The sequence below is a fragment of the Vibrio superstes genome (genome assembly GCF_003569005.1).
Taxonomy (GTDB): domain Bacteria; phylum Pseudomonadota; class Gammaproteobacteria; order Enterobacterales; family Vibrionaceae; genus Vibrio; species Vibrio superstes.
Window position 1 is genome coordinate 964,207 of record NZ_BCUR01000001.1, and the last position, 23,074, is coordinate 987,280.

The window sequence follows — 23,074 nt, forward strand, 5'->3', positions numbered from 1 at the left end:
AGGAGCAGGAAACCTGCCCCTTGGATAATGAAAGTAATGTTATTCGTTACTCAACGCTTAGATAAATCGGGCTAGAGTAGAACCATAGGCTGCTGTAGTTATCTTCATTAGAGGCACCAGGTGCACGTTTGAAATCTACATTAGGATTGCCGTCACGATCCATACGCTCACTGTTCAACATGATGTCGGTGCCGCGGATTCTGAAGTACATGTCTTTTTCCACATTCTCAACCGTATGAGTCAAGGTGTAGTAGCCGTCTTCATCAGCTTGGTAATCGTTGATCATGAAGCGATGATGTAGGCGAGTAGTGCGGTTATAAGCCAATGAATATTCAGGAGTCCCTGGTTGACTACGTTCGACCATTTCACCGCCAATCAAGTCTATGTGGTCAACAACAGGAGCTTCGATGCCTTGCTCTTCGGTATATGGGTTGCCCTCAGAAGGCTTGAATCGAATGGTGAGTTCTACGTTTTCACCTTGCTGGGTATACAAGGAGTCGCCCATCATTTGTTTGTCATGTTTTGACTCTGCGTAGTAGGCGAGATCTTCAATCAAGTTGCCGTACATTGCGACCGTCTTACCTGAACACACCGCTTGCATAATATTAGGAACGTTTGACTCTTGTTCGTCGTCTAGCCAAACAAGCGTTTTGTTGTATTGGCCAGGGGCGTAGGCATCATGAAAGTCTGAATTAGACGTTAAGAAAATCTTGTGGCCCTCGGCAAGAAGTGCATCCCACTCACCACCTAGCTCGTTCACAGAGTAGTCAACTCCACCGTATACAAAGGCGCGAATGTTGCCGTTGTATTTATCGTATTCATACTCAGCTCGAAGATCGGTTGCCTGGTTTCCCGGAAGCCCCTCGTAAGCACACATTAAACCTGGAGCAGCATTCAAGATATCGCGATAGTCAGAGATGGTGTAGTTGTCGCCTTTACGGTTCGGGTGATTAAATTGAACCAGCCCTTGCCCTTCTGGGATATTGGCTTTGAGCCATTTTATCGCTTCTAAGCCACCCGTTGATGTGTCGAAACGTTCGCCTTCTTCAAGCCATTTTGCTACGTCTCCAGGAGGATAAAAGCTCTCACTGTAATCTTGAGCGTAGAATTCAAACTGTCGCATAAAGTCGATACTTTTGTCTGAGTTTGGTTCATCGTCAAACATCCAAACATTGGTGTGCTCGAAGTTATCGTTGTTCCATTCAGTGCCAGCGATGATGACCTTGCCTTGCTCAAGATACTCAGCGAAGTGTTTCAACTGGTATTTCTTTATCGCGTCAAACACAGGTAATGGCGTATCGTGCTCGATATTTTGATCATCTCTATGGGTAAGCCTTAGGTGATCAGAGAAAAAAACGAAATCTAACTGGTGAACGTCAAAGGCACGCCTAAGCCCTTCATCTACAGGTGTATGGGCATCTTCAGAAACAGCTGTATGGACATGGAAGTCTCCAGCTAGAAAACGGCCCTCCTTGAGTTCTGGTTTCACTTCTGGGGCGATAGGGCCAGGCTGTTCAGGAAGGATAGGAAGTGCAGGGTTATCGGTGGAGCTGTTATCACTGCTAGAACTGTTGCAACCGGCCAGTGCAAATGCACAGCTTAGCGCTAAGGTTGTCATTTTATACTTGTTCATTTTAATTTAACTCTTTGTTTTAGAATGCAAAGTCAATGGAATGGATCTTTGCTCATTCTAAGAATCAATATGAACTAAAAATTCGATTCTGATGAAGGTTTTAGGTTACGGTTGCCATTGGAGTGTTGTTTGAACTGTAGTAATTCTGATGATTTCTATATGTAAGTAAGAGTGTGGAGGGAAGGTGCAGCGATGAGCTTGGTGAGAAATAGCCCCTGATTCAACATCAGGAGCTAGATTCATTTAAGGTTGTTCAAAACCTGAGAATTTGACTCCGGAAAGTAGTGCCATATCTCGGTGCCAGGTGGCGAGATCGTTTTTATTGAACTCATTTAGGTTGTGATGACCGCAGGCTCTTGCCATGACTTGCATTAATTCGACAGAGGCATCAAAGAAATTATGCAGCTGTTTAGCTGATTTTTCGACGTTGAGCCTTTGTCTGAGGTCGGCTTTTTGTGTGGCGATACCTGCAGGGCAGTTGTTGGTGTTACACATTCGCGCGGCAACACAGCCTATGGATTGCATAGCGCTGTTTGAGATGGCCACTCCGTCGGCGCCAAGGGCCATTGCTTTGACAAAGTCCATGGGTACCCGAATACCCCCTGTGATAATGAGGGTGATCTTGCCACTCATCCCTTGCTCGTCCAAATAGCGACGAGCACGAGCCAGTGCCGGAATAGTCGGTACACTAATATGATCGCGGAACATTTCAGGAGCCGCTCCTGTACCGCCGCCTCGGCCGTCTAAAATGATGTAATCTGCACTGGCATCAAGGGCAAACTGTATGTCTTCTTCAATATGGTTGGCGCTGAGTTTAAAGCCTATAGGGATACCACCGGTGACTTCACGCACTCGGTTGGCAAAGGCCTTAAAGTCCTCAGCGGTATTTAGGTCTTTAAAGGTGGGTGGTGAAATGGCAGGCTCACCCTCAGGTATACCGCGTACCTGAGAGATTTTACCTGTGTTTTTATTGCCAGGAAGGTGTCCACCGGTGCCTGTTTTTGCACCTTGTCCACCTTTAAAGTGGAAAGCTTGCACACCCTTCAGTAGTTCCTCTTTATAGCCAAAACCTGCGCTGGCAAATTCATAAAAGTACCTTGAGTTGGCTGCCTTTTCTTCTGGTAGCATTCCGCCCTCGCCAGAGCAGATCCCGGTTCCTGCAAGTTCAGTCCCAGTTGCTAAGGCAATCTTTGCTTCTTCGGATAAGGCGCCAAAGCTCATGTCTGAAACAAACAGCGGTATTTTCAGTTTGAGAGGTTTCTTGGCATTTGGACCAATGACAAGCTCTGTGCTGACAGGGACATCTTCCATCAGTGGCTTAGTCGCCATCTGCGCAACCATGATCTGTAAGTCATCCCAGTGTGGTAGTAAATGACGAGGCACACCCATAGAGGTCATTGGGCCGTGGTGCCCAAGCTTAGAGAGACCATCTCGAGCCAATTGATGAATGAATTCTACGGTAGGCTCTTCGGTCGTAGCTACGGCGATAGGGATCTCCACTTGTTGCATTTGAACTCTTGGGCCTTCTTGACCCACTTGCTCTGCTGAGAATTGCTTATGAGAGCCGTCGCAAAATGGTGCATTCGCGGTGTGCTTGCACTGGCATAAGTATCCGTCAGCGGTTTCTTCGGCTGTAAAGCTCTTTGGTTTAAACCCCGTACCCGCATGTGAACCATCGCAGAAGGGTTGGTTCTTAGACCGTCCACAGGTGCAGAAATAATATTCCTCGCCTTTTGTGAGTTCGACTTTCTTTGGTTTGTTGTCGGCCACGATAGGTTTATTCATATTATCCACCTGAGGATTGAGTGAAGATTGTTCAATAACTGTAGTTCGACTAGAAAAATTCGCGAGGGAATGCTCGGTTAGGTTAGCAACACAGGACTATATTTAATGAATCCGAAATTTTTCATATAGCAGTTGAGCAGTTTTCACTATCAATTGGTCTGCTACTCGTATTCAATGTGAGGTATCCAAGTAGAGTTGTATGGAAGCAATTAAGATGACAGACGTAATCATCCTTGACGGTGGCATGGGGCGCGAACTAAAACGCATTGGCGCGCCGTTTACTCAGCCTCAATGGAGTGCACAAGCACTTATCGAATCTCCTAAGCATGTTGAGCAGGCTCATCTTGGTTTCATTGAAGCAGGTGCCGAGATTATCACTGTAAATAGCTACGCTTGTGTGCCATTTCATCTTGGTGAGGCCTTGTATCAAGAGCGAGGTGCAGAACTGGCTAGTATCGCTGCGCAGCTTGCGAGAGAGGCGGTGATTAAAAGCAATCGAAAGGTTGTTGTCGCAGGCTCTATTCCTCCAGCATTAGGTAGCTACCGCCCCGATCTCTTTGAACCAGTGCAGGTAAAAGAGATCACTCAAACCCTGTTTGAAGCCCAAGAGGCGTATGTTGACCTTTGGCTCGCTGAAACTGTAGCCAGCATCGCGGAATTTGACGCCATTAGCCAAGTGCTATCTCAAACGGATAAACCTTGCCACTACGCGTTTACTCTGCAAGATGATCTGTCTGATATCCCGAAATTACGCTCTGGAGAAACGGTAGAAGAAGCAACGCTGAAGCTCTGCAAATCGGGGGCGGAAGGCATTTTCTTCAACTGTTCTATTCCTGAAGTTATGGAGCAAGCAATCGCCAAAGCTAAAGCTATCACTGATGAGCAAGGCATTGATGTTGCCATTGGCGTGTTTGCCAATAGTTTTACGCCGATTGGTGTAACCCATGAAGCCAATGACACCATCCAATCTATGCGCGAACTTTCTCCTGAAGACTATCTCGAATTTGCTAAACAATGGCACCATGCTGGGGCCACTATCATTGGTGGTTGCTGTGGGATCTACCCTTCACATATAAAGGCCTTGGCTGAGTGGAGAGACAGTAAATGAGAACCCTAAACTATGGTTTCAACGTAGATCAGATAAGGTTCGCTCAACCGATCCTTATCTGATCTAGGTTGCGATTTTGCAGAGGCTTTGCTTCATTGAGTTAAAGGTTGTAGATACCTTCTACGTCTGCTTTTTGATAGCTAGGCTTTTGTGACATTTCGCGTAGACCTTGAAAGGTCTTATAAGGCTGAGAAATAGCGACTTTATTAACTAGCCACGCAGGTAAACTGCCACCCGGTTCCGTGAAGACCTGATAAGTCACTCGTGTTTCCTTCTCGTTAATGGGCGTGAACACCCAAGTACTATGCAAGGTCTCAATGCGCACCTTATTTTTGGTGCGAGGCAATTCATCTGGAACCGCTTCTTGTTTGATCGTTACCGCTAGCGTTTTAGGGTCTTGGCTAATGTGGTTATGAACCACAGAGTCCCTGTCAGCTACTGGCCATGGAGCTTTGGTCATAGCGTAAGTCACGTTGTCCATGTTCGAGTTCGCTTTTACAAGGCGCATCTCATCTACATTTTCAACCCAGGTAGTGCCTACATCAACATCGTTAAAAACGGCCATAAGCGTTGTTAAATCAGACTCAACGTTCATCTCAGCTCTAAAAGCCTTAAAGCTACTGCCCTCGATACTGCGGTTGTAAACAGTGATCCCATGACTGTTTTTTACTTCTTTCCAGTTTGCTGTGTCAGCAAAAGAGTTAAAGGAGAGTGTTGCAATAAGAGCTGCAATCATATGTTTGATGTTCATTGTGGCAAACTCCTATTTTTCCAAACCACACGGTTTAACTTTTGTAATCGCCAAGCATTGAGCGCGAGAAAACCGTTCATGCTGATGCCGAAGGGCACGAATATCGCATGACGGATAGGAACCGATAGCTCTCGAACTAATCCGGTGAAAGTGCCAAGCAATACGATGTTGGTAATCAGGTTAATACCTAGCGCCAAAGTGCTTATCTGTGATGCAAACTGTTGATACTGCAGGAATGACACAACCAGTAATATCGGCGACATCCATGCGATCCATTGGCATTTAACCCAATACCAAGTCGCTAAAGGTAGGGTTTCCGCTTTAACAATGCGATTCATGTTTTTTGAGAAACCCTGCCAGATTTCATTGGCACTGGTGTACATGCGAGTGCGCATTAAAGAGTCTGCAAATGCCCAAAAAATGCGAAAGCCGCGCTGCTTCATTTTCTTGGCAAAGGCCAGGTCTTCAGAAACATCGCTTCTAACCAACTCATGTCCATTCACAGCGCGGTAGCTCTCTGCTTTGAACAGCATAGTTTGACCGTTAGCAATGGCTTCTTGCTGTGTTGGGTCATTGGAGGCAACAAAATCCATAGAGTTTGCGGTAGAGAGGAAGATGCCAGGCAGTAAGGATTTTTCGCCCTTTGATACCATCACTTGTTGAGGGTTAAACGACAACATCTCGATGTCTCGAGTCTGAGTGAAGTCGATAACACTCTTTAGCATATGCGGTGAAGAATGTGTATCGGCGTCAATGAAAAACAGGTAGTCCCCTGTCGCGTGGGTTGCACCCCACATGCAGGCATTACTCTTTCCAAGCCATCCTTTTGGTAGTGCTCTTCCTTGAATGCACTGCGCTGAGAACTTAGATTTGGCCATCAAGCCTTCGGCAATGTCTTTAGTACCATCATCAGAAAAATCATCAATAACAATGACTTCTAGTTTGTCGACTGGATAGTCTTGTTCAAGTACGCTGCCTAATGATCCTGTGATATTTTCAGCTTCATTGCGCGCGGGGATAATGATCGAAACCTTCGGCCAATCACTTCTATCTTGTGTAGAGTCGGGGATGTGGATGCGTTGTTTAGCCAGTCGAAGTAACCTGAAAATAAACACCGCAACCGTCAGTAAACAAAAGACTGACAGTATAAGTAGTAGCATGGAATAACCTTTTAGCACCCTAAAATATCAGCGACTCGTACAGTGAAAATCAGTCGCTAACCTTGGCATCCATGCAACGAAAAAGACGGTGCAGATACGCTATCAAGTTATGTGATGAGGTTCTAACTTTTACTGGTGGTTATTTTCATTTACTTACAGTTTTGATGCTGGTGGAATGCAGACCCTAATCTCTTGTCGCAGTTGGTTTAAATACTGACGCATGAAGATAACCCGTTTATTGGCCTCTTTGGCTGCCGACTTGGTATTCATGGTTTCAGGTAGCTTAAACAGTTTTTCAAAGAAGTGATCAACCGCGTACGCCTTGTCATCTAACGCGCGTTCTTCGGCGAATGGGTCTTCTGGAGAGTAGAGTTCGGTGTTAAAGCTACTGCTTACTTGAATGCAACGGGCAATGCCAATAGCACCAAGTGAGTCGAGTCGATCTGCGTCCTGCACGACTTGAGCTTCTATGGTTTTGGGTGGGATATTGGCACTATAACTATGCGCGCTGATTGCGTGATAGATATCTTGATAGGTATAGGTTGGATACTTGATTGAGGCGAGAAACTGCAGGGCTTTATCTGCCGCCAACTGGGAGCTAAGGTGTCTGTCTGGATGATCTTTGGGGTAAGCGAAGCAGTCATGAAGATAGGCCGCAGGTAATACTACCCACAAGTTTGCTTTTTCTTGTTGAGCTAGGAGCTTTGCGGTAGTTACTACTCGTTGCACATGGCTCAGGTCATGGGCAGCATCGGTCTTCATCTCTTTTTGGATGAAGGCTTCGAATTGTCCCTCAAAGTCCGTCGGTAGTTTCATTTAACCTGCTCTAGTCAATCGGATAAACCTTCTCAAAATACTCTAGCACTATTTCGGAATCTTCATTGAAACTAACACTGATCTCCTTGGCGTATTCAGAGAAAAAGTGAGTGTGCTCTCGTTGCCACCATTCAAAACTGCCGTCACCTTCTCCCTCCAATGCCGCAAACTCTGCGTCGATCTCTTTGAAAGGCTTAGTTTCAACTTTATGGGTTTTGATAATACAGACAGGGTTTTGAGACCAATCCAACACTATAGTAAGGTCACTTTGTTTAGGAAGAGGTGCGCTCTCTTTTTCGTACCCAACTTTTAGGCTGCACGTTGCACGCTTTTTACCTTCGTTGACGAGCTTGGCACATTCGTTGGCGTTAAATTCGTCAGCACAAAAATGGTCTGCATTGATAGTTGCGATGTTTTTTCGCTCAGTCTCGCTGAGTGTAGAAAGATAGCTTTCTAGAAGTTGTTCATGCTTAGTCGTCATAGGATTGTTGCCATTAAAACGGATAACAATAGATTATCTACGGGCGATTAAGTAATAAAGAGGCGGAGAGAGGAAGGGTGAGCCAATTGGCGTTTACTCAGCAATAAAGTGAAACTATTGGTGAGTTAAAAGCCTGATATTAATATTAATATCAGGCTTCGATTCTACTACTTAATTTCTTCGCCATAGATGTCGAAGTTGAAGTATTTAGCGGCAATCTTATCGTAAGTCCCGTTTGCACGGATCTCTGCAATCGCTTTGTTAAACTTCTCAGCGAGCTCTTTGTCCTGCTGTCTCAATGCCAGAGCGGTGCCTTCACCGATGTAAGATTTGTCAGTGACCGCTTCGCCTTTAAACTCGAAACCTTGGCCAATCTCTTTATCTAGGAATGCCAATGCAAGTTGGTCAGCGTTGCCAAACGTAGCGTCTAGACGACCATTTTTCATGTCGATGTAAACTTCATCTTGGCCGCTGTAGCGCTTGATGGTAGCGGTCTTACCAAACTTATCAGTGACGTAGCGGTCGTGGATTGTCCCTTGTTGAACACCTATCACCTTATCTTTAAGGCCGCTCTGGTCGATAGCAAAGTTGCTATCCTCATTGGCAACAAATCGTGCTGGTGTTTGGTAGTACTTATCAGTAAACAAGATGCGTTTCTTACGCTCTTCAGTAATACGCATGGATGCCATGATAACGTCTGACTTACGCGCCAATAGACTCGGAATTAGCGAGTCCCAGCCTTGAGAAACCCAAGTACACTTAAGCTCCGCTTCCGCACATAAGGCATCAGCAATCTCAATGTCAAAGCCAACCGGGGTGCCTTCAGCGTTTTTGTAGTTAAAAGGCGGATAGGTAAAGTCTGATGCTAAGCGCACCTCTTTTGCCATTGCTGTAACTGATCCAAGTGAAGCAACGAACGTGAGTGCAAGTAGAAGTTTTTTCATTCTTAATTCCCTTTTAGAGCGATGAAAATGAGTATTGGTTGATAAGTTCGGCGACTTCTTGCATCGACTCTGGTGAACCTATCGTGATTCTGACACAGTTCTTTAATGCAGGTTCATGAGATTGGTTACGAGTAACGACTCCCTGTTCCTTCAAAAAGCTAAAGAGCTCTGCATCTTGATGTGTGCGAATGAGCACAAAGTTAGTAGATGATGGATAGACGTGTTCTATCCATTGTAAATCTTGGATGGCTTCAACAAAGTGTTGCCTCGTTTGAATAATGTTGTGCGTATTGCTCATTGCAATATCAATCCCTTGCGGAGATAGGGCATCAAGCACAATCTTGGCTGAACAATCTGGCATAGGGTAGGGAGGAATAAGCTTCATCACGTATTCCATGACCTCTTCTGCCGCCAAAATAAAGCCACAACGTACCGCCGCCAAGCCAAAGGCCTTTGATAGGGTACGAATGACAACCAAATTCGGGTATTGCTCTATTAGGTTTGCCACTGTTTCTGCTAGTTCAAACTCAATGTAGGCCTCATCGACCACCACAATCGCATCTTGCTGAGTACCCTCGAGAACGGCAATGATGTCGTTTCGAGAAAGCAGGTTACCCGTTGGGTTGTTTGGCGAGCACAAGAAAACAATCTTGGCTTGAGGAGCCTGCTTGATAACGCCCTCAACATCGAGATCAAATGCCTTTCCTTTGAGTGGAATATCTATCGTCTCTATAGCCAATGCATCAGCGCAGAACTCATACATGGCGTAAGTGGGTGAGCTGATCAAAATCTTATCTTTGCCTGGCTGACAAAAGGTTCGGATAAGAAGATCAATCGCTTCGTCGGCGCCACGTACAGCCACAGAAGGCACCTGTGTTTGGCAGTATTTTTGATACGCAGCCGCGATGTCATGTGGTAAAAAGTCAGGGTATCGATTGTAATCAGAGGCGTGTTCACTGTAATGAACCCCTTGCTCTAATTCATTGGCATTAAGCCAAAGGCGGCCTGATCCGCCAATGCGGCGCGCTGATTGATATGGTATTAATTTTTTTATGCTCTCAGGCGCTAGTTTTGAAGCCAGTGACGTCATTAGTATTATCTCTTTTTGAATGCCAAATCATTTTATTTGCTTAATGATTTATTTTTTGACTGTCTATGTGACTAATCTAATCAAAAAGGTTTTGAGTAAGAATCGAAATAAAGACATACTAGCCATGCAAATAATTCATGGATAGAGCGTCAAATGAACACCCGATTGCCCTCAACTAAGAATCTACAAGCGTTTCTGGCTACCGCAGAGCACCTAAATTTCACTCATGCGGCTCAAGCCATGAATATGACGCAGGGGGCGATTAGTCGCCAAATTCAGTCATTAGAGGAGTTGGTGGGAGTCGCTCTGTTTTACCGACAGGCGAGGGGGTTAGCACTCACACCTGAAGGAAGCAAACTTATCCCTATGGCCGAAGACATCTTGGTGCGTCTTCGAAAAGCGGTTATCGATGTGGCCGACCGCTCCAATAAAATCAAACTCAATGCTCCAAGTTGTGTCACCTCTTGGTTACTGCCAAGGTTAATGTCCTTCCAGCAAGAAAACCCCGATATAGAGGTAGAACTCACCTCTAGTATTAAGCATCAATTACTGCCAAATTTTGAATCGTTCGACTTGGTCATCGTATACGGTCGGCCCCCTCGTTCACTATCGGTGAGTGAGCACGTACTGTTTGAAGAAAAACTTACACCAATCTGCTCTCCAGAGCTTTGGAAGCAGGTTATTGGTGATGAGGGGCAGTGGAACGACAAAGACCTTGCAAGATTCACATGGCTGCACGCCAATCCAATGCAAAGTGATTGGAATCTGTGGCTAGAAAAGTCGGGTAGTATTGTGCGAAAGGGCAGGCGCAATCAGACGTTCTCAACCTTAGACCAAGCCATGAACGCAGCGCAACAGGGCTTTGGTATTGCGGTTGGGGATATCACTCTTGCAGAAGAAGACCTAAAACTGAATCGATTGATGCAGCCCTATACCGACTATGTGACGTCAGGGCAAAGCTATTACTTGCTGAGACCTGCAGAGGCTCAGAGCGCTGCTATTGATGACTTTTTGGCGTGGTTGTTGCCCGAGTAATTTATGCGGCCGCAAAATAAAGCGACTAGATCTAAGTCTATTGCTGCATTGCTTTCTTTCGATATTGTGAGGGAGTACAACCTTGCCACACTTTAAAGGCTCGGTTGAAGTTTGAAAGGTCGCTGTAGCCGCAGTGCCAGGCGACTGCTTCAGGTAGCAGGTGCTCATTGGCGAGCAGTGCGATGGCAATATCACGCCTTGCGTTATCACGTAGAAGCTTGAATGCAGTGCCGTGTTCGGCAAACCGTCGGTGCAGTGTCCTTTCTGACATGCCTAGTAACTTTGCTAACCAACGGATGTTAAACCAGGGCAGAACGCAATAAGTATGACACAGCCTTGCCATATGATTCGTCCAATCGATGTCGTGGTTGATGCCTTCAATTGGCAGGAAACTGGCTGAAACGGGAATCTGAATCCCGCCAAAAGAGTGTGCGAAAAGAATCTGAGAGTGCCCTAAACTGGACTCATGCGGTTTGCCTATATGAGGCGAGATAGTCATTAATACCTGTTCAGGTTGCCAATGTTCACCTAGAAAGTATCGACACACTGACAGCAATGCAAAGGTTCGAAACCACTCGGCTTGCTCGTAACCAGGAGTCGATGGACGATAAGCACCGCGATGGCAAAGGTACCAATCGCCGTCTACTTGCTCCGCCCATATAGAGATATGGCTGTTTAACGAAGGCATCATCTCCATCAGTGTATGAACGGCCTCCTCAATGTTGTGACACTCATGAATCGCGCGATCGAGCTGTGGTGAAATCTGTGCCAGCGAGATCAGTTGCCCCACCTCTAAGCCAATATTTCGATTGCTTTGGCGCATCATCGACATCAAAAATGCCATCACATTTAACGAGGGTAACCACACAGCTCGCGTGGCAATGTTAAGTGGAATATCGTGCTTTTCTGCAGTTGCCTTCCATTCTATGTTTTGCCTTTCAAAGTAATCCAAGAATGGCCGTAAATTGCTAGAATGGCTGATATTGGCATTGAGTTGGCTCATCGCAGGTCTCTCTTTTGGCGGTAAATGACCTATTTTATCGCAGCTAGTATCACTATAGTTCGCCACATACAAAATGTGGAGACGAACGATGAAAATTGATCTAACAACTCTAATTATTGCCCCTTGGGTCCTAATCAGCTCACAAGCTTTTGCCAATAGCTCAGTTCAATTAAACCCAGTGGAAGCTGCGCTTCAGGTTGAAGGTGCGCAAGTGACTATTCCTGTAAAAGTCGCCAAACAGACCTTTGATCCTGACTTCATCTCAGCGGCTCGTAAAGAGTTCAACAACTTTCATTGGCAAATGGGAGGGGATCACTCTTTGTATTACAACATGCATATGAGCGAATTCCTACCGACTGCTATGGCAGCGCCAAATGCAGACTACAGACCACTAGAGAAATCGATAGACACCCGCCTAGACAAGCTTACTGTGAAAACAGAGACAAAAGGTGAACTGTCGATGGCCAATTACCTAGCAGATGAACAGTTTCGAACTCAAGGCTTTATGTTGATACATAAAGGCAAGATAGTTTATGAGGCATATCCGGGAATGAATCCGATGGATAAGCATGTATGGGCGTCTTCTGCGAAAACTACCGTTGGCACCGTTATCGCAATGCTCGTCGAAGAAGGGAAAGTCGATCCACGTGCACCGATCTCCACTTATGTTCCTGAACTAAAAGGCACTAACTGGGATGGCGTGACAGTGTTGAATACATTGAATATGTCTACGGCTCTAGACAATGAAGAAACGCTCGCTTCGATTTTAAACCCTGATTCAGATGTTGTGCGTTTTTTTGCATCAGCGTTTAACTCACCACGAGCAACAACGGGCGAAGTCGAGACTTGGATACAAGTTGCACAGGGTGCGCAAAAGCTAAAGGGCGAAAAGCCAGGAGATCACTTTAGATACGCTTCTATCAACACCATAGTGCTGACCAAGCTGGTGGAAAATGTAGAGAATAAGAGCTGGACACAAGTGTTTGAAGATCGCGTGTGGTCAAAGGTTCACGCAAGACAGTCAATGGACTTCAACCTAACGCCGGACGGAACCGCGTTGCCGGTAGGCTTAGTATCCAGCACAGTCGAAGATATGGCACGCTGGGGAACCCTGTTCACACCAAGCTGGAAAGCAGTAGCGGATGAGCCCGTTGTGTCTGAAGCTGTCATCGACCGAATCCGCAATAGTGGTGACCGCAAAGCATTCGTTGGTACAGAGAAAGAAAACAGCTCAATCCACGCCTTTGGTGAGAAAGCTGACTACAACGCCTATCAGTTCGACTTTATCTTTGATGATGGCGCCATGGCAAAAAGCGGTAACCTAGGCCAGTTAATTTACATCGACCCAGCACGCGACTTTGTTGGGGTGATGTTCTCAACCAATCCTTATCACTCAGGATTTGGAGAGAACAAAGGTCCGGCGTTGATGCGTTCTGCGGCTAAGCTGTTGGCGGATTAGAAATAGAAATTAATAGATGCAATAAGGCTCCTCTCGCGGAGCCTCTTTTTCACAAGCGTGAAGTTTAGAGGATGCCTGCTAGCACGGACAAAAGTGAGTTAGAGTTTAAGCCCTAAGTCGACAGCTTCGAATTATCTGAGCTTGGGTAAATGAAGCAGATGACACCCTACTCGGGCGTGTCTATAAAGTCAGTGGCTATTCAATATGCACTTTTCTGTGTCTGACTTCCGAGGATACTACCTAAATCAATAGCAAGTTGTGGGGACGGGACGTAGCTAGCTAATCGTAAAACTGAGTAAAGTGTGTATTTTTTTTAACAGCAAGCCCTAAACTTACCAATGAACAATACAAAGACTAAGCCCACCTTGGCCACCCACTTTATGTAATTAGACTGTGGCAATACAGTGGACGGCCAATAATTGCCATTTTAAAACCCTACTAATAAGGATTATTTTGTTTACTTTAGTTAAGAGAACACTAATCACAGTGGCTTGCTGTATGACTGGCACTACTTTTGCTCAAACAACACCAATCAACCCAGTAAGTTATCCTGTTGTTTCAATAACTTCAGGCCAATATCAGAACAACAATGACAATACGATTACCGATACTGTCACAGGCTTAATGTGGCAAAAAGACTATAAAGTATTGACTTATAATGAAGCAGTTGAATATGCAAAATCTGCTAATATTGGAGGCTACAACGACTGGCGACTCCCGAACATTAAGGAGATGTATTCGCTTATATTGTTCACTGGAGTGGATGCCAGCAATCGCGATATGTCTAAAGTTCCTGATGGTGCAAAACCGTTTATTGATATAGATAACTTTGATTTTGCTTATGGCACTAATGGAACACGAGTGATTGATTCACAGTACCTGACGACTTCCATTTATACCGGAAAAATCATGGGTAAAGATGAAGCCATGTTTGGTGTTAACTTTGCGGATGGACGTATTAAGGGTTACCCGCTTGTACACCCGCGTACTAAACAAGATAACAAGTTTACGGTTCGCTTGGTTCGTGGAAATACCGATTATGGTAAGAATAACTTTCAAGATAATAACGACCAAACAATTAGTGACTTGGCGACTCAATTAATGTGGACAGAGCAAGATAGTCAAACCGGAATGAATTGGGTGGAGGCTAAAGAGTGGATCGTTCAACTGAATAAAGAGCAATACTTAGGACACAGTGACTGGCGCTTACCTACAATTAAGGAACTGCATACGATTGTCGATTATACTCGTTCGCCTCAAGCAACTAACTCTGCTGCTATCAAACCTATATTTGCAATGTCTTCAATCAAAGATGAACAAGGGAATGTGAACTACCCTGTATTTTGGAGTAGTACTACTCATCTACGTGTTGGTCCAAAATCTCAATCACAAGCCGCTTATTTCTGTTTCGGGGAATGCTTAGGCTTCATGAAGAGACCAAACTCAGAGACTCGAACCCTACTTGATGTCCATGGAGCTGGAGCCCAACGAGCGGAACCCAAAGAAGGTAATGCGGAAGATTACCCTTATGGGCATGGTCCCCAAGGTGATGTAATTCGGATTGAAAACTATGTTCGAGCAGTACGAGACCTAAATTAGCTGAAGCTCTGGCAAACTTTGGGGCAGTTTTGAGTTACGAACTGCCCCGCTGTGAAATTTTTGGACAATAGTGGGTTACAGAGCTTGTGAAATTATAGGCGCATTGGTTAGCTGAAGTACCGCAAAATCTCTAATAGACTGGCCAAAATCACTCATCCACAACAATTGTTTTAATAGTATCCTCGCAACTCAGACACAGAAAAACGCATATTCTTGAAACTTATTTAGCCTCATTTTTTCTTTGGCAACATCCGTGTAAGAGTATCGTCTTTTTGCACGAAGTGATGATACAAGGCCGCTCCAGCATGAAACACAATCAAAATCCAAAGTACCCACGCACCGCTTATGTTTTTGTGGAAAAAGTCCCATTTCTTCTCCCAAGTATCCCAGTCAGTGTTGAACAAAGCCAAAATCCACTGTCCTAAACCTGTTTCACGAAATGTAGGTATCTGGAAAATTCCGTAGTCAATAGAACCACCAAACCCAAACCAACCTGAAATTGGCATTGCGAACATAAAAAAGTACAGTATCCAATGCATCCAGTGGGCACTTTTTAACTGCCATTTAGGCATTGGTGGCATTTCAGGTTGAACGTTGAAAAGCCTCCACCACACTCGTAAGCTCGCCCACAAAAGCACGCTAAATCCGATTGCAATATGAATATTCAGGCTCGGGCGAAATAGTGCATCGTCTTTGTCCAAAAACCATATTTTGTAGTAAATAATCACATATGCGGCGAGGAAACAAAGAGCGATCAACCAGTGGAACCACTTGGCAACGCTGCCATAACTTTTAGCTGTATTCTTGATCATATATAACTCACGATGTATAACGCAGAATCGAGGCACAAGCCTCAATCCAGTTTATTTTATTGTTCTGCTTTGTTTTCGGTTGCTACTAGGTTGTCATCTGACTTGAATAATTTGCAGATCAAGACAAAAAATAGCGGTGCAAAGTAAATCACCAATAGAGTTGCCCCCATCATGCCGCCCAATACAGATGTACCAATCGCATTACGTGCATTCGCACCTGCTCCTGTGCTCAGAACTAAAGGCAACACACCAAGCCCAAATGCCAATGACGTCATAATGATTGGACGCAGGCGCATCTCACACGCTTGGATCGTTGCCTCAATAATGCTAGCTCCTTTTTCATAAAGCTCTTTGGCAAATTCAACAATCAAAATGGCGTTCTTGGCGGTTAAACCTATGGTGGTTAATACACCTACTTGGAAGTAAACATCGTTCTCTAGCCCTCTTAGCATAATGGCTGCCAGTGCGCCGAGTACCCCTAGAGGAACCACGAGAATAATTGCGATTGGGATGCTCCAGCTCTCATACAATGCAGCCAAACATAGGAACACCATCAAGATGGAGATTGCGTACAGGATAGGGGCTTGGTTACCTGCTTCGATCTCCTGATACGACATTCCCGTCCAACTCACCTGCACATCATTAGATATTTCAGCTGCCAGTCGATTGATTTCATCCATCGCTTCACCAGTACTGTAACCAGCAGCAGCTTCACCAACAATTTCTACCGCAGGGTTACCGTTATAACGAGCTAGCTGCGGAGAGCCTTTGCCCCAATGGTACGTGCTGAAAGCCGAGATAGGCACCATCTCATTGTTGTTGTTACGTACATGCCATAAATTTAGGTCCTCTGGTGTCATGCGATATTTGGCGTCAGCCTGTATGTAAACCTTTTTAGAGCGACCGCGATCGATAAAATCATTTACATATGACGACGCCCAAGCAATGGATAGTGACTGGTTAATATCATCAATATCTACCCCTAGCACTTTGGCTTTTTCATAATCGACATCAAGGAAAAGCTGCGCTGTATCCTCAAGGCCGTTAGGTCGTGTATTTTGCAATAACGGGCTTTGTGCCGCAGCACCAAGTAACTGGTTCCTAATCTCAATTAGTTTGTCATGACCAACAGAGCCCACGTCTTCTAGGTAGAAGTTAAAGCCTGTTGAAGTACCAAGCTCGCGAATCGCTGGACTACTAAAAGCAAAGACCTGCGCATGTTTGTAATTTGAGAACTCGCCCATAACTCGGCCGATAATAGAATCAACATCGGTGCCAGGCTCTGTCCTCTCTGACCAATCTTTCAAGCCAATGAACGCCATCGCTGCATTTTGCCCTGATCCTGTAAAGTTAAATCCAGAAACGGTAAACACGTGATTGACGGTATGTGACTCGTTTTCTTCAAAGTAATCCTTAATATCCAGCATCACTTCTTGTGTCTTTTGTAACGTAGTACCCGTTGGCGTCGTGACCATGACCATGAAGTCACCTTGGTCTTCATTTGGCAAAAATGAGCTTGGCAGCACGTTGTACAGATAAGCGGTACCAGCAAAAAGTGCGAGGTAAACAAACGTGAAGCGGATTGGACGCAGTAAAGCGTGTTTAACTGAACCTCGATACTTGTTCGACAACTTATCGAATCCTCGGTTAAACAGGGCAAAAAACTTATTGTTAGATGCTTTATCAACAGGCTTTAAAAGCGTTGCACAGAGAACCGGAGTAAGAATCAATGCAACCAAAACCGATAGAACCATTGCCGAGACAATCGTCAAAGAGAACTGTTGGTAGATTACGCCTGTAGAACCAGACATAAACGCCATAGGAATGAATACAACCGACAACACCATAGTAATACCAATTAGGGCACTGGTAATTTGTCCCATTGACTTTTTGGTCGCTTCGAGAGGAGATAGGTTCTCTTCATGCATCAAACGCTCAACGTTTTCCACCACAACGATGGCATCATCCACCAGTAGTCCGATCGCTAGCACCATACCAAACATGGTTAATGTATTGATCGAGAACCCCAGCATTGCCATAACGCCAAAGGTACCAAGCAGTACCACAGGTACCGCAATAGTCGGAATTAAAGTGGCTCGCCAGTTTTGCAAGAACAGCAACATGACGAGAAATACAAGCCCAACCGCCTCAAAGAGAGTTTTAATAACTTCACTAATAGACAACCGGATAAATAAATTATTATCCGTTGATTTAACCAGTTCTAGCCCTTCGGGAAACCCTTTGGAAAGTTGCTCAAGTTTTGCGTCAACCGCTACTTGTGTATCTAACGAGTTTGCGCCGGTAGCAAGGGTGATGGCTATACCTGAGGCACCCATCCCCATATAAGCAGGAATTACTGAAGACTCTTCACTGGCTAACTCAACGCGTGCCACATCTTTGAGCTTAATTTGAGAACCATCACTATCGACTTTAATTAATATGTCCTCAAACTCCTCAACACTAGTTAATAGACTTTGAGCTGTGATACTGGCATTGATTAGCTGAGAATCAACGGCTGGCGTCCCACCTAGTTGGCCAACAGTAACTTGACTATTTTGAACAGATACTGCGTTAGAAACGTCAACAGGGGTGAGACTGTAGCTGTTCAGTTTGGCAGGGTCTAACCAGATACGCATCGCATAAGATGGGCCGAAAATGGTCACTTCGCCTACGCCATTGACACGGCTTAGGATGTCCTTGATGCTTGAGTTTGCATAATCTTGAATATCTCCCGCACTCATACTGCCGTCAGGAGAGTATAGATTGGTGACCGACATAAAACCTGAGGTGCTCTTGGTTACGGAGGTTCCTTGGTTTTGCACAGCGGTTGGGAGGCGATTACTCACTTGCTGTAAGGAGTTTTGTACTTGTACCTGAGCGATATCTGGGTCTGTGTCCGCACTAAACGTTAAGGTAACACTCGCACTACCAGATGAGTCACTTTTAGATGCCATGTAAAGCAAGTTATCTAACCCAGTCATGCCTTGTTCGATGACTTGAGTTACGCTGTCTTCAATGGTTTTTGCTGAAGCGCCCGGGTATGACGTTGAGATAGTCACGGCTGGCGGTGCAATCGTCGGGTATTGTGCGACAGGCAAGGAGACGATAGCCGCAATGCCTGAAAGCATAATGACAATAGAAATTACCCAAGCAAAAATAGGTCTGTTAATAAAAAAATTCGATAAGGACATGGTTTATTCCTCGCTCGTCAAAGCAGGAACGCTACTGTCTGTGCTGCTATCGACAACAACCTCAACCCCATTTTTCATGTTGAGGATATTGCTGATGACGACTTTTTCACCGCTAGAAAGTCCCTCTTTGACTACCCAACCGTTGTTAACTTCATTACCCAGTACAACTGGCTTTTTCTCGACATTGCTGTCTTGGTTAACCACAAATACTGAAGGCTCACCAGACTGGCTTCTAACTACCGCAGATTGTGGAACAACGAGATAGCCTCTAGCTTCTGGCATCGAGATATGAGCGCGAACGTACATACCTGCTAGTAATGTATTGTCAGGATTTGGAATGATGGCACGTAGCGTTACCGTCCCTGTCGAGCCCGAAACCTGCGTGTCCGAAAACTCTAAATGACCCGTTTCATCATAGGCACTGCCGTCTTCTAGAGTAATAGTCACTGGGATCTCAGCATTTTTGTCAGTAAAGTGTGCAAACTCTTTTTTGATTTTCGTAATCGCTAACGAAGATTGCTGCATATCCACGTAAACATTCGCGGTTTGTATAATAGTTGTCAGGTAAGAAGACTGCTCAGAGGTCAACAGAGAGCCTTCAGATACCAAAGAAAGGCCAGCTTGACCAGAGATAGGGGCTTTGATTTTGGTGTATGAAAGTTCAATATTGGCATAATCCAATTCCGCTTGGCGGATCGCGACTTCAGCTTGGGCTTCTTTATAAAGCGCATTTGCATCGTCATAATCTTGCTGGCTAGCCAGTTTTTTTCTTATGAGTTCCTTATAACGAAGCGCCGTTTTTTGAGTGGCATCTTCGCTTGTCAACGCTTTCGCCAACTGAGCTTGCGCGCTATTAACGTTGGATTGATAAGTGGTCGAGTCAATTTCATAAAGTACGTCACCAGCTTCTACCTGAGAGCCCTCTTTGTATAGACGACTTTTGAGAATACCCGTTACCTGCGGTCTCACTTCTGCTTGTTTGAACGCGGTAATTCGCCCCGGTAACTCGGTCGTTAAACGCAGTGTTGTTGGGGTCAAATCCAAAACGTCAACATGTATAGGACCTGAGACTGGTCGTTGCTCCATAGCTTGTTCGCCGCAGCCCAATAGAAGCGAGCTAGAGAGAAGTAAGCCCAAAGGCAACCTTAACGCATGGGGTAGGTACATAATTAACCTTATTCTAGAAACAGAACTACAAACATAGAAAAATAGTATAGTCGACAGATGGTTAAGGCAGGGTTAAGACGGACGAATTGTCGCTTGGCTCATAGAACGGCAGTTTTACATTACGGGGACGCTAAGTTTTCAACTCTATCGGACAAATTTGAGTAGGGTAAATTCAGGTTAATAAGATATGAATGAGTAAAGGCCTAACAAGAAAAGGGGCGCTTCAGAGTTATGGAGTGCCATCTTCACGCGGAGTGAAGAAGAACTCCCCACGGTAATTGTCCATGGGCATACCATTTCCACCGAGCAATACCTGATAGCTAAAATAACGATGCAACTCAAAACCAACGACTTTCTCGGTTAATTGGATTTTGTCGATTTTCAGTTTGCGTATTGCACCAATACCTTGAAGTGCACCGTCACCCTCACTAACTAGGGTCATTTCACCTTGCATAATCTCAGACTCAGAGTACCAATCAAGGTCTAGAAAAAAAGCCCAAAACTCTTCTGGCGTAATATTTTTATAGTGGTGGCTTAGTTCAAAAGAATACGTCTTTATTCTGCTCAAAATGAGTCTCCAATCTTCTATCTTTGTTGCTACTCGGTCACTTAACACTCACCCGATTATTTGAGTATTTGTCTTTTCCTAACGTCCAACCTCAACATGGCTAGTGTGTTGCTGTTGGATCATTTCGAAATTGCCGTGGGCTTACCCCTGTTTTTGCTTTGAATAGTTTTGAGAAATGTTGTGGGTACTCAAAGCCTAATTCATAGGCTATTTGAGTAATGCTGTCGCTGGTATCTAAAATCTGGCTCTTTGCTCGCTCTATTAAAAAAAGATGTATATGCTCTAGAGCTGTCTTCCCTGTTTCCTTTTTTATTAGATCACTTAAGTAATAAGGGGACAAACCAATCTCTTTACCACAGTATTGAACCGTTGGAATACCTTGTTCAAAAGGCTTCTCCCCTTGGTAATATGAGTCTAAGAACTGATTAAAACGTCTCATGTAATCGTGATTTAAATCTGCACGTACGATGAACTGGCGATCATAAAATCTAGAACAATATTTCAACAACAACTCAATGCTAGAGCAGATTAACGATTGAGTGTGTTTGTCCATATTCATTTCGGTTTCATTTCCGATACTAGAAGCAATATCAGTGACCATCACTCGCTCACGCTCAGATAGATGCAACGCTTCGCTATTTTGATATTCGAAGAAGGTAAACTGTGACATTTTGCTGCTAAGATCTGACCTTGCAATCAGTTGTGGATGAAAAGCAATAGTCCAACCTAACGAGTCTTCTAGCGGCTCAGTTGCTTCAATAACGACTTCTTGCCCCGGAGCAAGAAAGGTCATCGTCCCAATATCAAAGTCGTAGGTTGTATTACCATAGCCAATCGTGCAATGAGCAGAATCCTTTAAGGAAATCAGATAGAGGTCAAAACAAACTTTGACGCTCGAAGTAATCCCTTGCTTAACTTGGGATGGATGGAAAAAGCTCACCAGCGGGTGTGCGGGTGCATCCAACCCTAATGCAGCGTGTAGCTCCGAAATAGAAGTGATATGCAGTGTATTGGTCATTTCGATACCCTCAAAATTTTATCTAATCGACCTAAAAGGCGACCGTTTTCATCGTTTTTTCCAATTCGGTATAATAAGGGTTCCAAGTTAGTCGAGCATGAATACGATCTTTTTCAGTGTAACCCCATGCTGAAAACCAAGTCTGCTCACCCTGATTGCACGCCTCTACATCAGAAGTGCTCATACTATTGTCGCAGATTATTTTCTCACCATACTGTCCATAATAGTTATTATCGGGTGCAAATAAAGGGCTCATGTGAGAGGCCGTACTTACTCTTAGATCGTCTCTTTGCATTGAGTAGCTTTCTACTTTGGCCAGCTCGGTAAAGTCTGTGTTCCCCCCGTACCAAACCAGTTTACTTTTAGGATGCGTAAAATGCTGGTCAAAATAGGTATACAGGGCATTCGCATCAATCACGCTGTCGGCTTCTGATGTGACGAGCATTACTGGAATATCCAGTGTTTTGTTTGCGACTTTATTGCGAAACACTTTAGCGCTTTCAGAGTAGGCTAGGGCACTGGCAAGCAGACCAGAGTTATATTTTGCAAGGTTATTCTCTTCAGTGAACCAACCCTCTGCAAAGATTGTGGCTAATGGCGTTAATTTTTCTAGGATTGGCGTCGTGGTTTGAAAGCCAGGTGAAAACAACAATAAGCCATCTACACCCTGCTTTTCTAATGCATGAATAGAGACCAAGTTACCGCCCGTGGAGAAGCCTCCAAGCCAAACTTCATCGTATTGTTGTTTTAACTGCTGGGCATAATGATCAACCAATATTTGCCAATCTTGATACTTCGCCATTTCCATGTGTCTAGGGTTACTGCCGTGACCTGGCAAAAGCACGACTTGCACATAGAAGCCCTGCTCAGCTAGAGAATCCGAAATATCAGTAAAACTAAAAGGCGAGTCACCAAGACCATGTGCGAGCAAGATCGCTTTATGCGAGTTTGGATCACCCTTTGTGTAAGGAACGTTCATCGCTAACTCAGTTGTTTGCTGCTCACGCTCAGTGATAAAAGCACGATTTTCCTTTAGCCATTCTGTTGTCGTTTCCACATATTGGTCGAAAGTCGGCTGCAAGTAGTTGTAGTACTGCTTTGATTCATACATTGGCTCACGGGAGATATCGTTGCTGGAACAGCCAGTGATAATCAGGAATAAAGTTGCTAAAAGTAATGCTAATGAAGACTTAGTGGTTTTCATCGCTAGGTGATCCTCTGCTGTTCTTAGTTACAAGGCATAAGGAAATTCTAAGTGAAACGGCCAACCAAAACTTATTCATATCCCAATTAATCCTGAGTCTTAAAATAGCACTAAAGCTAATAAGTTATTGATTTGGCTGAGATTGGTGGCCTTATTTAACAATTGTGGAAATGTATAAGTTTATGAAAGGTTGGTCGATTAAACTTACAACGTAATTACAGCAGCCTAAAGAATTAGGTTGATACTGGGG

19 protein-coding genes are annotated in these 23,074 nt (G+C 44.7%); 4 read left to right on the top strand and 15 right to left on the bottom strand.

Features of this window, described 5'->3' with window-relative positions; all coding sequences use genetic code 11:
* Nucleotides 1–46: 46 nt before the first annotated feature.
* A complete protein-coding gene (locus D5I41_RS04150) occupies nt 47–1,633 on the bottom strand; it encodes a CehA/McbA family metallohydrolase domain-containing protein (protein WP_119008643.1) in 1,587 nt (528 codons plus the stop codon).
* A gap of 243 nt (nt 1,634–1,876) precedes the next feature.
* Nucleotides 1,877–3,418 (bottom strand): glutamate synthase-related protein, encoded by a 1,542-nt coding sequence (locus tag D5I41_RS04155; protein WP_119008644.1) that lies wholly within the window; start codon nt 3,416–3,418, stop codon nt 1,877–1,879.
* Between the two features lie 214 nt (nt 3,419–3,632).
* On the opposite strand from D5I41_RS04155, the gene D5I41_RS04160 reads away from it, so the two are divergent.
* Complete coding sequence (locus tag D5I41_RS04160; protein ID WP_119008645.1) at nt 3,633–4,526, top strand: homocysteine S-methyltransferase family protein; 894 nt, start codon at nt 3,633–3,635, stop codon at nt 4,524–4,526.
* Nucleotides 4,527–4,626: 100 nt separating this feature from the next.
* Here the strand turns inward: D5I41_RS04160 and D5I41_RS04165 are convergent, their stop codons facing one another.
* From D5I41_RS04165 to hisC, 6 genes are all read right to left on the bottom strand, one after another.
* Nucleotides 4,627–5,277 (bottom strand): START domain-containing protein, encoded by a 651-nt coding sequence (locus D5I41_RS04165; RefSeq protein WP_119008646.1) that lies wholly within the window; start codon nt 5,275–5,277, stop codon nt 4,627–4,629.
* Entirely contained in the window at nt 5,274–6,437 is a 1,164-nt protein-coding gene (locus D5I41_RS04170; RefSeq protein ID WP_119008647.1) for a glycosyltransferase family 2 protein, read from the bottom strand. The genes D5I41_RS04165 and D5I41_RS04170 overlap by 4 nt, the downstream gene beginning before the upstream one ends.
* A gap of 153 nt (nt 6,438–6,590) precedes the next feature.
* On the bottom strand, nt 6,591–7,253 hold the full coding sequence (locus D5I41_RS04175; protein ID WP_119008648.1) for an HD domain-containing protein: 663 nt from the start codon (nt 7,251–7,253) through the stop codon (nt 6,591–6,593).
* 10 nt (nt 7,254–7,263) lie between these two features.
* Nucleotides 7,264–7,734 (bottom strand): ASCH domain-containing protein, encoded by a 471-nt coding sequence (locus D5I41_RS04180; protein WP_119008649.1) that lies wholly within the window; start codon nt 7,732–7,734, stop codon nt 7,264–7,266.
* Nucleotides 7,735–7,901: 167 nt separating this feature from the next.
* A complete protein-coding gene (locus D5I41_RS04185; protein WP_119008650.1) occupies nt 7,902–8,678 on the bottom strand; it encodes an ABC transporter substrate-binding protein in 777 nt (258 codons plus the stop codon).
* Nucleotides 8,679–8,691: 13 nt separating this feature from the next.
* On the bottom strand, nt 8,692–9,768 hold the full coding sequence (gene hisC / locus D5I41_RS04190; protein WP_119008651.1) for a histidinol-phosphate transaminase: 1,077 nt from the start codon (nt 9,766–9,768) through the stop codon (nt 8,692–8,694).
* Between the two features lie 153 nt (nt 9,769–9,921).
* On the opposite strand from hisC, the gene D5I41_RS04195 reads away from it, so the two are divergent.
* Nucleotides 9,922–10,803 (top strand): LysR substrate-binding domain-containing protein, encoded by an 882-nt coding sequence (locus D5I41_RS04195; RefSeq protein ID WP_119008652.1) that lies wholly within the window; start codon nt 9,922–9,924, stop codon nt 10,801–10,803.
* Nucleotides 10,804–10,840: 37 nt separating this feature from the next.
* On the opposite strand, the gene D5I41_RS04200 is transcribed toward D5I41_RS04195, so the two are convergent.
* On the bottom strand, nt 10,841–11,806 hold the full coding sequence (locus tag D5I41_RS04200) for a helix-turn-helix domain-containing protein (RefSeq protein WP_119008653.1): 966 nt from the start codon (nt 11,804–11,806) through the stop codon (nt 10,841–10,843).
* An 88-nt stretch (nt 11,807–11,894) separates the two neighbouring features.
* Here D5I41_RS04200 and D5I41_RS04205 point away from each other — a divergent pair, with 88 nt between their 5' ends.
* Nucleotides 11,895–13,265 (top strand): serine hydrolase domain-containing protein, encoded by a 1,371-nt coding sequence (locus tag D5I41_RS04205; protein WP_119008654.1) that lies wholly within the window; start codon nt 11,895–11,897, stop codon nt 13,263–13,265.
* A 498-nt stretch (nt 13,266–13,763) separates the two neighbouring features.
* Nucleotides 13,764–14,864 carry an Lcl C-terminal domain-containing protein gene (locus D5I41_RS04210; RefSeq protein ID WP_235868853.1) on the top strand — a complete coding sequence of 367 codons (1,101 nt, stop codon included), beginning with the start codon at nt 13,764–13,766 and terminating at the stop codon, nt 14,862–14,864.
* A 230-nt stretch (nt 14,865–15,094) separates the two neighbouring features.
* On the opposite strand, the gene D5I41_RS04215 is transcribed toward D5I41_RS04210, so the two are convergent.
* The 6 genes from D5I41_RS04215 to D5I41_RS04240 form a co-directional block, all read right to left on the bottom strand.
* Nucleotides 15,095–15,676, bottom strand: a complete 582-nt coding sequence (locus D5I41_RS04215; RefSeq protein ID WP_119008656.1) for a cytochrome b — start codon at nt 15,674–15,676, stop codon at nt 15,095–15,097.
* Nucleotides 15,677–15,732: 56 nt separating this feature from the next.
* Nucleotides 15,733–18,867: an efflux RND transporter permease subunit gene (locus D5I41_RS04220; RefSeq protein ID WP_119008657.1), complete on the bottom strand. Its 3,135-nt coding sequence runs from the start codon at nt 18,865–18,867 to the stop codon at nt 15,733–15,735.
* 3 nt (nt 18,868–18,870) lie between these two features.
* The gene (locus tag D5I41_RS04225; RefSeq protein ID WP_119008658.1) at nt 18,871–20,034 is read right to left on the bottom strand and encodes an efflux RND transporter periplasmic adaptor subunit; all 1,164 of its coding nucleotides are present in this window, start codon (nt 20,032–20,034) and stop codon (nt 18,871–18,873) included.
* A gap of 229 nt (nt 20,035–20,263) precedes the next feature.
* Nucleotides 20,264–20,602: an SRPBCC family protein gene (locus D5I41_RS04230; RefSeq protein WP_162892790.1), complete on the bottom strand. Its 339-nt coding sequence runs from the start codon at nt 20,600–20,602 to the stop codon at nt 20,264–20,266.
* 100 nt (nt 20,603–20,702) lie between these two features.
* Nucleotides 20,703–21,620 carry a helix-turn-helix domain-containing protein gene (locus D5I41_RS04235; protein ID WP_235868854.1) on the bottom strand — a complete coding sequence of 306 codons (918 nt, stop codon included), beginning with the start codon at nt 21,618–21,620 and terminating at the stop codon, nt 20,703–20,705.
* A gap of 31 nt (nt 21,621–21,651) precedes the next feature.
* A complete protein-coding gene (locus D5I41_RS04240; protein ID WP_119008660.1) occupies nt 21,652–22,824 on the bottom strand; it encodes an alpha/beta hydrolase in 1,173 nt (390 codons plus the stop codon).
* Nucleotides 22,825–23,074: the final 250 nt, after the last annotated feature.